General features: G+C 44.8%; 11 protein-coding genes and 1 pseudogene. 1 reads left to right on the top strand and 11 read right to left on the bottom strand.

Going from position 1 to position 16,020, the window contains the following annotated elements; all coding sequences use genetic code 11:
* Positions 1-190: 190 nt before the first annotated feature.
* The 6 genes and pseudogenes from clpX to aspS all read right to left on the bottom strand — a co-directional run bounded on the left by clpX (position 191) and on the right by aspS (position 7,446).
* On the bottom strand, positions 191-1,720 hold the full coding sequence (gene clpX / locus DXB15_RS09150) for an ATP-dependent Clp protease ATP-binding subunit ClpX (RefSeq protein ID WP_118702771.1): 1,530 nt from the start codon (positions 1,718-1,720) through the stop codon (positions 191-193).
* A 532-nt stretch (positions 1,721-2,252) separates the two neighbouring features.
* Positions 2,253-3,686 carry an Asp-tRNA(Asn)/Glu-tRNA(Gln) amidotransferase subunit GatB gene (gatB, locus tag DXB15_RS09145; protein ID WP_118702770.1) on the bottom strand — a complete coding sequence of 478 codons (1,434 nt, stop codon included), beginning with the start codon at positions 3,684-3,686 and terminating at the stop codon, positions 2,253-2,255.
* A gap of 16 nt (positions 3,687-3,702) precedes the next feature.
* Positions 3,703-5,166, bottom strand: a complete 1,464-nt coding sequence (gene gatA, locus DXB15_RS09140; RefSeq protein ID WP_118702769.1) for an Asp-tRNA(Asn)/Glu-tRNA(Gln) amidotransferase subunit GatA — start codon at positions 5,164-5,166, stop codon at positions 3,703-3,705.
* A 17-nt stretch (positions 5,167-5,183) separates the two neighbouring features.
* A complete protein-coding gene (gatC, locus tag DXB15_RS17715; protein ID WP_333491588.1) occupies positions 5,184-5,480 on the bottom strand; it encodes an Asp-tRNA(Asn)/Glu-tRNA(Gln) amidotransferase subunit GatC in 297 nt (98 codons plus the stop codon).
* 174 nt (positions 5,481-5,654) lie between these two features.
* Positions 5,655-6,101: pseudogene (locus DXB15_RS17710) on the bottom strand (GNAT family N-acetyltransferase); the annotation flags it as partial.
* Between the two features lie 13 nt (positions 6,102-6,114).
* Entirely contained in the window at positions 6,115-7,446 is a 1,332-nt protein-coding gene (gene aspS / locus DXB15_RS09130) for an aspartate--tRNA(Asn) ligase (RefSeq protein WP_118702767.1), read from the bottom strand.
* A gap of 862 nt (positions 7,447-8,308) precedes the next feature.
* On the opposite strand from aspS, the gene DXB15_RS09125 reads away from it, so the two are divergent.
* Entirely contained in the window at positions 8,309-10,564 is a 2,256-nt protein-coding gene (locus tag DXB15_RS09125) for an LTA synthase family protein (protein ID WP_118702766.1), read from the top strand.
* Positions 10,565-10,884: 320 nt separating this feature from the next.
* Here DXB15_RS09125 and DXB15_RS09120 read toward each other — a convergent pair whose 3' ends face one another.
* The 5 genes from DXB15_RS09120 to DXB15_RS09100 form a co-directional block, all read right to left on the bottom strand.
* Entirely contained in the window at positions 10,885-11,853 is a 969-nt protein-coding gene (locus DXB15_RS09120) for a radical SAM protein (RefSeq protein WP_118702765.1), read from the bottom strand.
* On the bottom strand, positions 11,846-12,832 hold the full coding sequence (locus DXB15_RS09115; RefSeq protein ID WP_109216786.1) for an alpha/beta hydrolase: 987 nt from the start codon (positions 12,830-12,832) through the stop codon (positions 11,846-11,848). Before DXB15_RS09115 ends, DXB15_RS09120 begins: the two co-directional genes overlap by 8 nt.
* A 167-nt stretch (positions 12,833-12,999) precedes the next feature.
* The gene (locus DXB15_RS16830; RefSeq protein ID WP_146190242.1) at positions 13,000-13,677 is read right to left on the bottom strand and encodes a DUF6320 domain-containing protein; all 678 of its coding nucleotides are present in this window, start codon (positions 13,675-13,677) and stop codon (positions 13,000-13,002) included.
* Complete coding sequence (locus DXB15_RS09105; protein WP_118702764.1) at positions 13,670-15,055, bottom strand: hypothetical protein; 1,386 nt, start codon at positions 15,053-15,055, stop codon at positions 13,670-13,672. The genes DXB15_RS16830 and DXB15_RS09105 overlap by 8 nt, the downstream gene beginning before the upstream one ends.
* 105 nt (positions 15,056-15,160) lie before the next feature.
* Complete coding sequence (locus DXB15_RS09100; RefSeq protein ID WP_243115619.1) at positions 15,161-15,958, bottom strand: YlmH/Sll1252 family protein; 798 nt, start codon at positions 15,956-15,958, stop codon at positions 15,161-15,163.
* Positions 15,959-16,020: the final 62 nt, after the last annotated feature.

Genomic DNA, 16,020 nt, shown 5'->3' with positions numbered 1-16,020 from the left:
ATGATACCTTAATTATATCAGATATATGATTTTACGACCACTTTTTCAGTGGCGTCCTTGCAGAAGTGGGAGTCTCAACTCAGACTGAGATGAAATATACAAATAAGAACTTTCTTGTGTCAAATTCAAGAAGCATTCCTCTCTTAACACTCAGTTAATCAAGATTATTATGTATCATTACCTTAATTTCCTAGTTTGTTCCAGATTTATCTTCCAGCTCCGGTGTTCCACGCATCTGAATCAGTGGACCGCCTGTCTTTTCAATATATGCCTCTGTAATGGTAACAGCACCTATATTGTCATCTTTCGGAATCTCATACATGATATCCAGCATAAATTCCTCAATGATGGAACGCAGTGCACGAGCTCCCACGTTTTTCTCTTTGGCACATTTTGCAATGGCACGTAATGCACCATCGTCAAACTCCAGTTTTACTTCATCCATAGCCAGCAATTTCTGATACTGCTTAATGATCGCGTTTTTCGGCTCTTTCAGAATCTGTACCAGCATATCCTCAGACAATGCATCCAGTGAAAACAGAATCGGCAGACGTCCGATAAACTCCGGGATCATACCAAATTTACGGATATCCTCTGTGGTCACCTGACGAAGCAGATTTTCTTCTTTATCATATTTATCCTTCAGATCTGCCTGAAAACCGATGGACGCATGTTCATTCAAACGCTCTTTGATGATGTCCTCCAGTCCCGGGAACGCACCACCGCAGATAAATAAAATATTTGAGGTATCAATGGTTGTCATCGGAACCATGGCATTTTTACTGGTTGCTCCGATCGGCACTTCTACTTCCGCGCCTTCTAACAGTTTCAACATTCCCTGCTGTACGGATTCACCGCTGACATCACGCTGTGTCGCATTTTTCTTCTTGGCAAGTTTGTCAATTTCGTCGATAAACACGATGCCGCGCTCTGCTTTTTCCACGTCGTTATCTGCTGCTGTCAGTAGTTTGGACAGTACACTTTCAATATCATCGCCTATGTAACCAGCTTCTGTCAGGGAAGTTGCATCTGCGATAGCAAGCGGCACATCCAAAAGTTTTGCCAGTGTTTTTACCAGATAAGTCTTACCGCAACCGGTCGGTCCAACCATCAGCATGTTGGATTTTTCAATCTCGACACCATCTGCATTTGCTTCAGCACCTGCTGCCACACGTTTGTAATGATTGTAAACAGCTACTGACATCACTTTTTTCGCATAATCCTGACCAACTACATAATCATCCAGACTTGCTTTAATCTTGTGTGGTGCAGGAATTTTACGGATATCTAAATCCGGCTCTTCTTTCTTTTTCTCTTTCGGTTTTTTCTTCTTTACTTTCTGCTGATTGCCAAACGGCAGGTCAGACATATTTACAAACTGAATGTTCGGCATCTTTCCGCTGGAAAGCATATCTCCGATATTAATGTCACCCAGTCCCGGGATTCCCGGCATCTGTCCCATGGTATCAAAGGTCTTCTGCATACAATCCTGACAGATTGCCATATTCGGAGCCACATGGATCAGTTTGCCAGCTTTGCTTGCCGGACGTCTGCACATTGCACAGAACTCGTCAAAATCATCGGATTTTTCATGCTCCTCTGCGTGATCGTCTGTCACTACCTCACCGGTCTCTACCGGAGTCTCGGTTGTCTCGTTTTTCTCAGATACAGCCTCGTCTTTTTCGTCTGTATCTACTTCTCTGTAATCGTTATCTATCATAAAAATTTCTCCATTCGTCTGTATTTTCCTCAAAAATGCCGTTGAGACTTTTTTATCTTACCATAGATTGACGGTTATTTTCAACTGTACTTACCTCATTTAATAAAAGGTTTATGTTTCGGGTAATTGTGTGATTTATAATTTTAGTTAGTGAAGGCGCCAGGCAGGCACTCTTACCTCTGCCGCTAACAATCGCTTACAGAGGAAAGAGTGCCTGCCTGGCGCCATATACGTTTCGCTAAATTCACAAACTGAATTAAGACCTCCTGGAATTTTTTCTCAAGGAGCGATTGTTAGCGACTGAGACAAAATTCCAGGAGGTCCTATCATAACCTAAATCAGTCAAGCGGATATTCGCAATCCGCTTCGCTACTTGCTCATAACCGAATAACTGCTCCGCAGTTTATCAGAAGGAGCTTGCACTCCTCCTGATACAAGCAAGTCCCCACCCACTGCTTATTGCTTTTCGCAATTGAAGCAGGGGACTTACTTGATTCGGTTAAATTTTTAAGTCATCCCTAAACAAGAATCCCTAAGCAAGAAGTTCCTGCAAAATCGCATTCACCATAGCCGGATTTGCTTTTCCTTTCATCGCCTTCATGGTCTGTCCAACAAGAAATCCCATAGCCTTCTTTTTACCATTATGGTAATCTTCCACCGACTGCGGATTCTCCGCAATGACTTTTTCAATGGTCTCTCTCAGAGCCCCCTCGTCATTGACCACTTTCAAACCTTTTTCTTCGACATATTTCTCCGGATCAACGTCTGATTTAAACATCTCCTCGAATACTTCTTTTGCCACGGAACCATTGATAGTACCCGCATCTACCAGCTCGATCAATGCAGCCAGATGCTCCGGTGCAAAACAGATTTCCTCTGCTTCCATGCTGTTCTCTTTTAACAGACGCATGGTCTCACCCATGAGCCAGTTGGATACTTTTTTCGGCTTGCCACAGATTTTTGTAGTCTCCTCAAAAAGATCTGCCATATGCTTTGTTCCGGTGATGATCTCTGCATCGTAATCCGGAATATCGTACTCTCTGTGGTAACGCTCCAGCTTCTGCGGACGCAGTTCCGGCTGACGGCTTCGGATCTCATTAATCCACTCCTCGGAAATGACGATTGGTGCCAGATCCGGTTCCGGGAAGTAACGGTAATCCTGCGCATCCTCTTTGGAACGCATTGCATGAGAAGATTCCTTATTGTCATCCCAACGACGGGTTTCCTGCACAACTTTTCTTTCCATTTCAAGAAGCTCGATCTGACGCTCACGCTCACCCTCGATAGCATGTGCGATCGCCTTGAAGGAGTTCAGGTTTTTCATCTCGGTACGGGTTCCAAATTTCGGTGAACCGACCTCACGCACAGACAGGTTGACATCGGCACGCATGGAACCTTCGTTTAATTTACAGTCGGATGCCCCCAGATACTGAATGGTCTGGCGCAGTGTCTCCAGATAAGCGATCACCTCATCTGCGGAACGCATATCTGGCTCAGATACGATCTCAATCAGCGGCACACCGGAACGGTTGTAATCCACGATGGATACGTCCTCCCACTCGTCGTGCACCAGTTTACCAGCATCTTCCTCCATATGGATCTCATGGATGCGCACCTGTTTTTTGCCCGCCGGTGTATCAATCTCCACATAACCATTTCGGCAGATCGGCAGATATAACTGTGAGATCTGGTAGTTCTGTGGGTTATCCGGGTAAAAATAGTTTTTCCGGTCGAATTTACTGTATCGGGTAATGCTGCAGTTTGTAGCCAGACCAACTGCCATGGCATATTCTACCACCTGTTTATTCAACACCGGAAGGGAACCCGGCATACCGGTACAAACCGGGCAGGTGTGTGTGTTTGGTTTTCCTCCGAACTCTGTGGAACAGGAACAGAAGATTTTTGTTTTGGTTGCAAGCTCTACATGCACTTCCAGTCCGATGACTGTTTCATAATTCTTACTCATTATCTTCTCCTCCTTCCTACGCCAGACTCAGCGGGCTGTGCTGATATGGACGTGTCTGCTCAAAACTGTATGCTGCCTGAATAATTTTTTTCTCTTGGAAACAGTCTCCTATCAACTGTAAACCGATCGGCAGTCCCTGACTGTCCGTGCCACACGGAAGGGAAATGCCCGGAAGTCCCGCAAGGTTGACGGAAATTGTGTAAATATCGCCAAGATACATGCTGATCGGATCCTGCAGGCTCTCGCCAAGCTTTGGTGCCGTGGTCGGTGCTGCCGGTCCAAGGATCATGTCATATTTTGCAAATGCATCGTCAAAGGCTTTTTTAATTAACGCTTTAACACGCAGTGCTTTCAGATAATACGCGTCATAATATCCGGAACTTAAAACGAAAGAGCCAAGCATGATTCTTCGTTTTACCTCTGGACCAAATCCTTCGGAACGGGATTTTTTATACATGTTGTGAAGGCCTTCGTATTCTTTGGTACGATAACCGTATTTTACGCCATCAAAACGTGCCAGGTTAGAGCTTGCTTCTGCGCAGGCGATAACGTAATACGCCGGAATCGCATATTTTACAAGTCCAAGGTCAAATTCTTCTACAATGGCACCTTTTTCTTCCAGTACTTTTGCTGCTGCCAGTACTGCATCCTTTACTTCCGGATTTAAACCTTCCCCAAAATAATCTTTCGGGATACCGATACGCATGCCTTTGACATCGTCCACCAGTGCAGAAGTAAAATCGGTATCATCTCTTTTTACGGAAGTAGAATCCTTTTTATCATAGGAAGTGATTGCTTCCAGAATCGTTGCGCAATCGGTCACATCTTTTGCCACCGGTCCGATCTGATCCAGAGAAGAACCATAGGCGATCAGTCCATAACGGGAAACTGTTCCGTATGTCGGTTTGATACCGGTTACGCCGCAGAAAGAACTCGGCTGACGGATGGAACCGCCGGTGTCAGAACCAAGAGCAAAGGAACACTCCTCGGCTGCCACTGCTGCGCAGGAACCGCCGGAAGATCCTCCCGGAACATGCTCTGTATTCCATGGATTTTTTGTCTCGCCGTAAGCGGAAGTCTCTGTGGTACTTCCCATGGCAAACTCATCCATATTTGTTTTTCCGATAATGACCGCTCCGGCTTCCTCCAGTTTTTTCACTGCTTCTGCCGTATAGGTCGGTATAAAGTTATATAAAATTTTTGAGGAACAGGTGGTCAAAAGGCCTTCCGTACACATATTGTCCTTGATAGCTACCGGGACACCCACCAGCGGGCCGGTCAGCTCTCCTGCATCGATTTTTGCCTGTACTTCCTTCGCACGGGCAAGGGCGCCTTCCTCATCTACGGTCACAAAACTGTGTACCTGTTCTTCTTTTGCGTGTACCGCATTCAGAGCTTCCCGAACGGCAGCTTCCACGGTCACTTCTTTTGCTTTTATCTTTTTTCCCAGCTCTACAGCTGTCAAACTCATCAAACTCATTTCCATGTCCTCCGTTCTTATTCGCCGATTGTCTTCGGTACTTTGAATCCGCCATCTTTCTGCTCCGGAGCATTCTTCAGTGTCGCTTCACTGCCGTCTCCGTTTGTCACAACATCCTCGCGGAATACATTTTCAATCGGAAATACATGGGACATTGGCTCAATGCCTGTGGTGTCAAGCTCGTTTAAGAGATCAATGTAATCCAACATATCTTCCATGTCTTTTTTTGCTGCTTCTGCCTCTTCCGGACTCAACTCCAGTTTTGCCAGAATGCCGACATATTCCATGGTGTCATCGGAAATGACATTTTTCATGGTTCCGTCCTCTGCCATCACTTTTGTGACAGATGCACCACTGGTCTGCTCCTCTTCTTCCGGTTCTTCGTCCAGTGCTACATGGCTGATTTTTGCATAAACAGCGGAATCCACGATGCCCTGATTATTCTTTGCGGACTGACGCAGGGTTCCTTCGTAATCCATGCCGGCTTTTTTCATCACTTCACCGGAATTTGGATTTGCCACATCATGCTGTGCCCAGACACGTCCGGCTCCGACTTCTGCCATCAGAAAACGGATGACTGCCTCCACTGCCTCCGTGGTGTAGCCCTGATGCCACCAGGATTTTCCGATGCAGTAACCAATTTCTGCACTCTGTACATCTTCATTCAGCGATACCACGTTGATGCTTCCGATTGGCTGCTCGATGTCATTTACCTCGATGGCCCACTGATAAAAATCATTTTTGCTGTAATCTTCTTCCCACTGCTGCAGAATCTCTGTGGTCTCTTCCACACTTTTGTGTGGCTGCCAGGTCAGATATTTTGTCACTTCCGGGTCGCTCGCCCAGTTGTAATACATATTTTCTGCATCTTCTATCGTAAAACGCCGTAAAGTCAGGCGTTCTGTTGCTATTGTCTGTGTTCCTGTATGTCTCACGTTTTTTCTCCTCCTATGGCTCTAATCTGCTCAGGTCTCTCGGGAACATGGTTGCTTCCCGGACGTTATCTTCTCCGATCAGCTGCATGGTCAGACGCTCCATACCGATACCAAGTCCACCATGTGGCGGCATACCGTATTTGAACGCGGACAGGTAATGCTCCATGCCCTCTGTCTCCATGCCACGCTGGGCGATCTTTTCCATTAATTTATCATACTGATGAATACGCTGTCCACCGGTTGTAATCTCCAGACCTTTGTAAAGCAGGTCAAAACTTAAGGTGTAGGTCGAATCTGCCGGATCATCCATCGCATAAAACGGACGTTTCTTGGACGGATAATGTGTGACAAATACAAAATCACTGCCGAATTCTTCTTTTGCATACTGACCGATCAGATGCTCCTCCTCCGGCTCCAGATCGTATGGATTACGGAACTGTCTGTCATATTTTTCAGCCACGCACTGTTTTGCCTCATCGAAACGGATCGCCGGAATCTGGCTTACATCCGGAAGCTCGATCTGCAAAATATCTAACTCTTTCGCATAGTCTTTTTTCAGCAGTTCCATGGTATACTGCAAAAATCCGGTCTCCATCGCCATGATATCTTCGAATCCGTCAATGTAACCCATCTCAAAATCCAGACTGTTATATTCGTTCAAATGGCGTTTTGTGTTATGTTTTTCCGCACGAAAAACCGGTGCTGTCTCAAAGACTCTGTCAAACACGCCCACCATCATCTGTTTGTAAAACTGTGGACTCTGCTGTAAGATCGCAGGTCTGTGGAAATACTCCAGCTTAAACAGGTTGGCTCCGCCCTCGGCACTTTTTGCGCCAAGCTTTGGTGTGTGGATCTCTGTAAATCCCTGACTATAGAGGAAATCACGGAAGCCTCTTACGATGCCTTCCTGAATCCGAAAGGTAGCACGCTCTCTGATATTTCTCAGAGCTACGGCGCGGTGATTTAATTTGGCTTCCAGGGAAGTATTCATCTTCCATTTCGCAATTGGAAGCGGCAGGCTTTCTGTCGGCTCGGAAAGGATTTTGACCTCTTTCATGCGGATCTCGAATCCTCCCGGCGCGCGATCTTCCTTATTTAATACACCGCTCACCTCGATAGCTGCACCTTCTTTGAGTTCCTTCAGGTCAATGGCAGTCACGCCTTCTTCATATACGCACTGCAGCAGACCTTCTCTTTTTCTAAGGACTACAAAGGCGACTTCGCCCATGTCACGCACCGTATGAACGGCTCCGTTGACGCTGATCGTCTGCCCATACAGGTCAGACGCCAGGATTTCGCTGATTTCCATGGTCTCTTTTGGCATTACACCGGTCATCATTTTCATTGTTTCGTACACTCCTTTTGCATAAAATGTTGTAAGGTGCGGGACGGAACAAACTCCCAAAAAAGCAAAAATCGCCCTAAGGATACGTCTTTGTATCCCAGGACGAAATAATGTTCTTTTATATTATTCCGCGGTACCACCCGCATTGAGAAAAACAATACTACAAAACACTCATGATCTGTGTCTTTCCCCACTCAGGCACGTAACGTGTGCGATCCGTACAGACCTACTGAATTTCTCGTTCAATCTGTCTGCTCCAGAGTGTTCCCTTCATCTCCTCCGCCAAACAGCGTTCTCAGTCGGTGACGCCGTATTCCTGTCGGTTTCTGAAGACAAGAGTCTCCTTCTACGCATTTGCTCATGATTTTGTATCTTAGCACAACATTTTTCGGTTTGCAAGCCTTAATCATACAATAATGGTATCTTTTTCTGTAAATTTCATGTGAAAAGCATTATCTTTTTTCATAAATACAACCCAAATTTTATTTTTCATTCCATTCATTATCTGACATCTTAAGAAATTATTTACTTTTTCTTCCAAAAGTTTCCTTATTATATAATTTATAATACCCAAAAAATAAGATAAAAATCTGTTTACTGCTTATTTAGTAACTCATAAAGCACGTTCCAATACAAATAGGAACGTTCCTTAAAATAAATAGCATAAACAGACAATTCTGCTGTATTATTCTACAAAAGAAAATGACTATATGAATTTTTTTTGTTCATATCGTGCATTTTATACTTTTTTAATTGACTTTTTGTAAAATTGGGACTAATATCTGTACGGTTATGTAAAATTCTTTTAACTTAATAGTAAAGTTTATATCTTTCGTAGTACGTTTTGAGAGAAGGAGTTTATATGAAATCATTTAGAAAAGAAAGAAAAGAAAAACCGATCATCATCGGTAACAACAACACCAAAAGACGACATGGATTTTTCAGTTTTCTGAAAAGTTTCAATTTTCCGGATCTGTCTGACAGTCCAAAAGTAAAATTTATGAACAAATTTTCTTTACTGTTCCACGGACTGCTGGCATGCATCCTGGTTTTTGCGATTGAATGGGTATCCAGACATTCCTTTACCTCAGCAGTAAGCTTCTGCATCAGCTCCCCGCTGACATTCCTTTACAATGCGCTACTGATTTTTGCAACGCTGCTGATCGTGTACCTGTTCAAACATCGTGCACTGGTCCGTATCGTGATATCCGTATTCTGGATGCTGCTCGGTGTCATCAACGGCTGCGTACTTGCATCCCGTGTCACACCGTTTAACTTTGCAGACCTGAAACTGATCGGAGACCTGCTCTCCATGAAAAACAGCAAATATCTGTCCGCCGGACAGGAGATCGCAGTTATCGCTCTGCTGATCGCACTTGCAGCGTTCCTGATCGTTTTTGCATTCAAGGGACCGAAATTCAAAGAAAGAGTTCACCTGTTCCGTAACCTTGGTTTACTGGTGCTCTGTGTAGCAACGATTCCTTTTATCACAAAAGCTGCTATCCATTCCGATATTCTTTCCGGATACTTCGGAAATCTGGCTCAGGGATATAAGGACTACGGTTTTGTATACAGTTTCTCCGCCAGCGTGGTAGACACTGGTATGAGTAAACCGGCTAACTATAATGAAGAGACCATCGACACGATCAATGACAATGTAAAAACTGCTCAGACAACGGTCGATTCTTCCGATATGCCAAATATCATTTTCGTACAGCTTGAGACATTCATTGATCCGTACGAATTAAACTTTTTAAGTTACTCTGAAGACCCGATCCCGAATTTTCATAAATTAATGCAGAACTACACTTCCGGATATCTTACCGTTCCGGTTGTCGGTGCAGGAACTGCAAACACAGAGTTCGAGGTTCTGACAGGAATGGGCATTCGTTTCTTCGGTCTGGGTGAATACCCATACAAAACGGTTTTAAAAGATACTTCCTGTGAAAGTGCTGCTGACGTCCTTGGTGATCTCGGATACGCAACACACGCACTTCACAACAACGGTGGTAACTTCTACGGACGTGCAACCGTTTTCTCCCAGATGGGATTTGATACCTTCACCAGCAAAGAGCTGATGAACATTACAGAATATAACGAAATTGCTTCCTGGCCGACAGATAACATTCTGATCGACGAGACAACAAAGACTCTGGATTCTACTCCTAACCAGTCCGATTTCCTGTACACCATTACCGTACAGAGCCACGGAAGCTACCCGGATTACAAAGTATTTGAAAATCCGGAAATTCAGGTAACCGGTGGTGATACCGAAGCTGAGCATTATCAGTGGGAGTACTACATCAACGAACTTCACGAAGTTGACAAATTTATTGAAAACCTGATCGATACTTTATCCAAACGTGATGAGAAAACAATCGTTGTTATGTACGGCGATCACCTTCCAACTCTTGGTCTGGAAGATTCCGATATGAATACCGGAAACCTGTATGACACTACATACGTGACATGGAACAACTTTGGTCTGGAAAAACAGGATAAAGACGTGGCAGCTTACCAGTTGATGTCTTATATCACAGATCAGCTTGGTATTCACGAAGGAACCATGTTCCGTTATCATCAGTCTGAGATGAATGCAGGCGTATCTACTGACGATGCTTCTTACCTCACAAACTGGAAATTACTGCAGTATGATCTGCTTTACGGAGACCGCTACTCCTACCATGGTGTAGATAAATATCCGGCATCTGACCTTGTAATGGGTGTTCAGGACGTTGTGATCGATCACACTTCCATGAATACGGATGAGACAAAATTGACACTGTTTGGTAAAAACTTCACTCCTTGGAGTAAGGTTTATATCGATGGTGAAAAAGTCTCTACGGAATATATTTCCGGAAACTGTCTGGAGATTTCCATGGCAGACTTAAAAGCCGGCTCACAGATCGTTGTAAATCAGGTTGGATCAAGCAATACGATCTTCCGCAGTTCCAATACGATCACATTTAATGCACCGGCTGATTTCAATGAGCATGATGCAGATAATGTGGAAGTTCCGGATACTTCCGGAGATGATCTGGGTGTGCCGGTAGTCATTCCGCCAGATGAGCAGACCACAGATGATGGGGCTGCGACAACTACGACTGCCGCTCAGTAGGAAAAAATTATTTTGTGAATTAAATTTACGATATTGAATAAGAGAGAAGAAAATTTCCCTTTGCAGCTGACAATCGCTTGCCAAGGGAAGTTTTTCTTCTCCCTTTATTTACAACGTACACTCGGAAACTTTCAAAGCCGAGTCATTCTGGCTATTTTTTACAATACAAAATATTGTAGTATAAAATTAGTAATTGGCAAAACGTATATGGCGCCAGACAGGCAATCTTTCCTCGGCATGCGATTATCAGCTGCAGAGGTAAGATTGATGTCTGGCGCCTTCACTACCTAAAATTCAAACCTTATCATTATCCGAACCAACTACACTCCAGAAGTATCAAATTCCGGTATAAAACTTTCTTCCGCTGTCTCCCCCTCCTGAATAAATCCATTTTCCACACCGCTTTCAATTGCATAATCCACGACTTCGTCGTATTCTCGCAATGTAATCTTTCTTCCAAGTTCCGGATACTGTACTTCAATTCCGGACATCGGCGTATACTGGTTCATAATACTGATATAAATCTGATTTCCATATGTCTCATATAGATAACGAATCACATTTTTAGATTCTTCTACATACCCCGGAAGCACCAGATGCCGAACTACCACGCCCTGCAACATCCGTTCCAGTTCACCGTCTCCATAATCCACGTCTGTGAGCAGCTCATCCGTAACCCTCCCGGAATTTTCCCCGGATACAATTTCAAACTGAGCACTTCCCACCTGCCGCACCATCTCCTGCAACGCCAGTTTTGCTACCTGCGGATAATCTGCCGCATGGGAATAAGCATCAGCAAGCTCCGCACTCAGGTATTTAAAATCCGGCAGATAAATATCCACCAGGCCTTCAAACATCCGCAACGTTTCTACCTTTTCATATCCGGAAGTATTGTACACGATTGGAAGTTTTAATCCCTGTCCTTTTGCCAACTCCAGCGCCCGGACTACCTGCGGCGCAAAATGCCCCGCCGTCACCAGATTAATATTCCATGCTTTCTGATCCTGAAGTTCTAAAAATATCTCTGCCAGCCGCTCCGTGGCGATTGTTTTTCCCAATCTTCCTGCTGCAATGGAATGATTCTGGCAAAATACGCAGCCTAAGGGACAGCCTGAAAAAAACACGGCTCCGGAACCTGCATCGCCGGATATGCAGGGTTCCTCCCACATATGCAATGCAGCCCGTGCCGCGCGTATCTGATCGGTCTGTCCACAGTAACCTGTTTTCCCCTGTGTCCGATCCACATGACAGTTTCTCGGACACAGACAGCAATCAGTAAATTTATTCATATTCAACTTCTCCAAATTTGGACTCTATTTCTTTGTCTTCCTCATCCAGATGCTCTGCCGGAAGATGATGTTCGATAATCTCCAGGAAACGCCCGATCTCCTGCCATGCATGTTTGGATTCCGGAATCATCAGCATTGCCATCTGGAAAATATGAAACATTCCCTCATACACACTGAGACGCACTTTGCAGCCGGCACGTTTCGCCTTTTCTGCCACAAGTTCGGAATCACTCAGCAGCATTTCATAACTTCCCACCTGGATCAACATCGGCGGAAATCCACTGAAATTACCATACAGAGGAGAAATATACGGATTGGTCGGATCTTCATCCTGAATATAGTCCCTGCTGTAAATCAGACTGTCTCTGGTATTTCCAAACAATGGATCCCGCTCATAATTAAAATCATAAGACGCTCCGGACTGCGTCATATCCGTCCAAGGAGACATACAGATAAGTCCCGCCGGAAGCTTCCGGTTCTGATTCTTCAGATACATACAAAGTGCCAACGCCAGTCCACCACCGGCAGAATCTCCTGCGACTACAATCTCATGCTCCTGCCAGCCCTGCTGCAGCAGCCAGTTATAACCGGTGATGGCATCCTCCAGAGCCGCCGGGTACGGATGCTCTGGTGCCACACGGTAATCCACTGTCAAGACGCTCATGCCCCGGCCAAGTTCACTGTAAAGTCCCGCAAAACTGCGGTACGCATTGCGCATTCCCCCGATATATCCGCCTCCGTGCAGCTGAAGCAGCACCAGGCGCTCATTTTTGATATCACACTCCAATAATTCCAGACGGCAGTTTTTCTCTTCAATCACGCGCAGATTGTAAAATTCCGGCACTCTCCACTCGGGTTCTGTCATCTTTTTGCGCAGTTCGCCGCTTTTTAACTTTCTTCCGATCAGGTTGTCGGATGCGACCCTTGCGATCAATTCACGCATTACTTTTCCGCGAATACTGTTGTCGGTCTGTAACATTCACTTCTCTCCTATATTAATCCTATTTTTGCTCTCTTATTCAAGAATGCCTCGGTATTCTTGCTGCAAGGTGCGCGTCATGCAATTGCTTGACATCCTTCAACTGCGCACCTCTGCAATCCTGCCGGAGGCTATATCAGATGTGGGATTGGCTCCCATCTGATATACTATACATGGAAACGACGGTACAGCTCATCCATTGCCCGACGGCCTCCAATGATCACACTGCCGGCAAATACAAAGATCGCCACACACAATGCGATCAGACACATAATACTATCACTGGAAATTCCAAAATGATGCAAAATATATGGAATGATGCAGAGCACGATGAGCAACAGCTGCATCGGAATATAACTCTGCCAATTTCTGCTATTTACGATCATCAGAACAATTACCGTCGCATCGATCAGAACAAAAGCCGCCGGCAACACATAGTTTACCGACCATCCGGAAAATCCCGTCAAAAAATCAATCAGTACGACGACAGCAACACCTAACAGCGTCTGCATTAGTATCTTAAACTGATATCCATTGTGCTTTTGAATGGAAAATTTCAATGTAATATACGCATACACCATGCAGGCTCCGGTCATGATAGACCAGCCGATCCGGTCTCCCACATGAAAATCAATGATCACCAGGATTGCTTCTGCAATAATTGCTGCCAGCGTATAGATGCTCATTGCCAGCTGAATTTTCTTTATTTCCTTGTCCGGACGAAACGGATACGTCGGTTTGAACTCCTCTTCCTCCGCATCATCCCGTTCTGTAATACATTTGCAAAGTGGACATACGTTGGTCGGATCGATAAATTCCACTCCGCAGTTCCAACATTTATTCATAATACACACCATTACTTTCTATTGTTACCGGAATATCATTTGCCACCAGATAACGGTAAAATGCTTTCTGCAGCTTCGTATCCTTCATCACGGATGAGATCGTGGATGTCAGCGTGCCCTTATAAGAACACAGACACATCTTCAGGTTCTGTCCTTTGGAACGCGACAGGATGACACTGAAATGATCCACGTAATCCTCATATTCCGGTGCCACCTGAATGTTGCCCAGATTTGTGATGGTCGCGGTATTCGCACTTGCCGCCATGTTGTAAATGTATTTCATACCAAGTTTTTTGAATACCAGCGGAATCGTTCGAAGGATCATCGTCTTCTCTCCGGTTACATTATAAGAAAAGATCTCTTCCAGATGTTCTTTTGTGATCTGTTCCCGCAGCGATTCTTTCACTTCTCCGATCACATCCTCAAAAGGCTGATTTTCAGTCTTCGGATGAAAGGTTGCCGTAACCATAACAAAAAAGTTCTTCGTCGTTACGGAATTAAAATACGGCCGCAGGTTGACCGGTACACTGGTAGTGATTGGCCGTTTGGACGGCATGCCCTTTAAATATTCCTGATAGATTGCCCAGATAAACACTGCTACCAGAAATTCGTTGATGGTGGCATCGTATTTTTTTGCCGCGCGTTTTACCGCATCCACCGGCATATGGCCATGAATGATACCCATTTTTCCTTCCGGGAACATACTGCCCTTTAATATATAGGCTTTTTCTGATTTATATGATTTTTCAAAACGGCTCTTTCTGTAATTCTGCAAAAAGCTGTCTTCTGTATTCAGTGAAGTGTCCTTGTGGAGTCGGTTTCCATACTGTTCTCCAAGCTCCGGATGGGACAGACGCAGATACTGATACGTCAGCTCCTTTAAGAAATTTAATGCACCATTGCCATCTGTCAGGGAATGAAATACCTCCAAATTAATCCGGCAGCCGTAATAAGTTACCCGGAACAGATAGCTGCGGTTGCGATGCTCATCGATATAACGGCATGGATACGTGTGTTCTTCATGTACCGTCGGCGATTTTTTACCGTTTTCCTCAAAGTAATACCAGAACATACCTTGTCGCAGTCTGCAGTTAAATACGGAAAACTTCGGTAGCACCATATCCAGTGCCTGTTGCAGCAAATCCTGCTGAATTTCTTCTTTTAAAATAATTGCCACTCGGTAGACATTCGTCATGCCTTCACCGGCAATGACCGGAAATAAATGTGCGGTATTGTCCAGTTTTCCCCACTTGATCTCCCGGTCCTTGTTTCCTTTTTGTTCCCTGTAAACAGATCTGGCTTCCCGTTTCTGTTGCTTTTCTTCTGCTTTCTGCAACTTTTTCTGAGCCTTCTGTTGTTTCTTTTCTTCTTTACTCATAAATTTCCTGATTTTCCTAAATATTCCTGATTATTCTGATTGTTTCGATATTTTCCAATATTAATTTTGTTTTCCGCCACCTGTAACAGCGGCAGTTATCTCTCATCAGATATAGCGCGCGATTCCGACCCGAATCCTTCCTTTTTTCGTCTCCTGTAAAAATCCGCGAAATACGAATTTGCCAAATCCACGCACCGAAACAATATCCTGCGCTTTCAGTATACCACTATTGCGGTCATATTGTCTTCCATTTACAAATATTTTTCCTGCCCGGAATAATTCCGCACTTTGCGTCCGGGACAGCCTGTATGCTTTTGAAACGACAGCATCACATCGATTGGAACTGACGACAAACTCTTCTTCCGCAAACTGCGGTGCCGCCTGCGCCGGACATTCTTTCGTCACTTCCGTCGTCATGGTCGTGTGCCGCACCTGTGTGATGTTTTTTTCCAGATAGTCGGCCATCGCATCCTCGCAGAAAACATAACCAACAGCACCCCTGACAATAATATCGCCCAGAACATCCCGCTCTATTCCAAGATTCATCAATGCGCCCAAAAAATCCCGATGGGTCAGCTCTTCCGCAAATTTCGGTGCCGAAGGTCGGATCACAACACAACTGATGGGAAATGCCTCCTCATATCCCAGCGTTTCTTCTGAGCCAAAGCGCAGCATCTGCCGCTCACAACCTTCTGTTCCTCCAAACAATTTCCATGGCACAAAGTCAAGTTCCCGCTCCATGGCATACACATCCGACACTTCTGCCACATTTAAAAATCCGGAAAACGTATAAATATTTTGCTGATAACAACGGTTTGCCAGATCCAGCACCCGCCGCTTTAATTCTTCCTTTTCTTTCATGGAACACAGTATACCATACACCGGTCTTTCTGCACAATACAAAAACCTCCACAGAAATCACAGTCTCTCGTGATCCATATGGAGGTTTTTCTTACCTGTATCTA

The sequence above is a fragment of the Roseburia sp. OM02-15 genome (genome assembly GCF_003481835.1).
GTDB classification, from domain to species: domain Bacteria; phylum Bacillota; class Clostridia; order Lachnospirales; family Lachnospiraceae; genus Eubacterium_I; species Eubacterium_I ramulus_A.
This window is presented reverse-complemented; position numbering and strand designations above follow the sequence as displayed.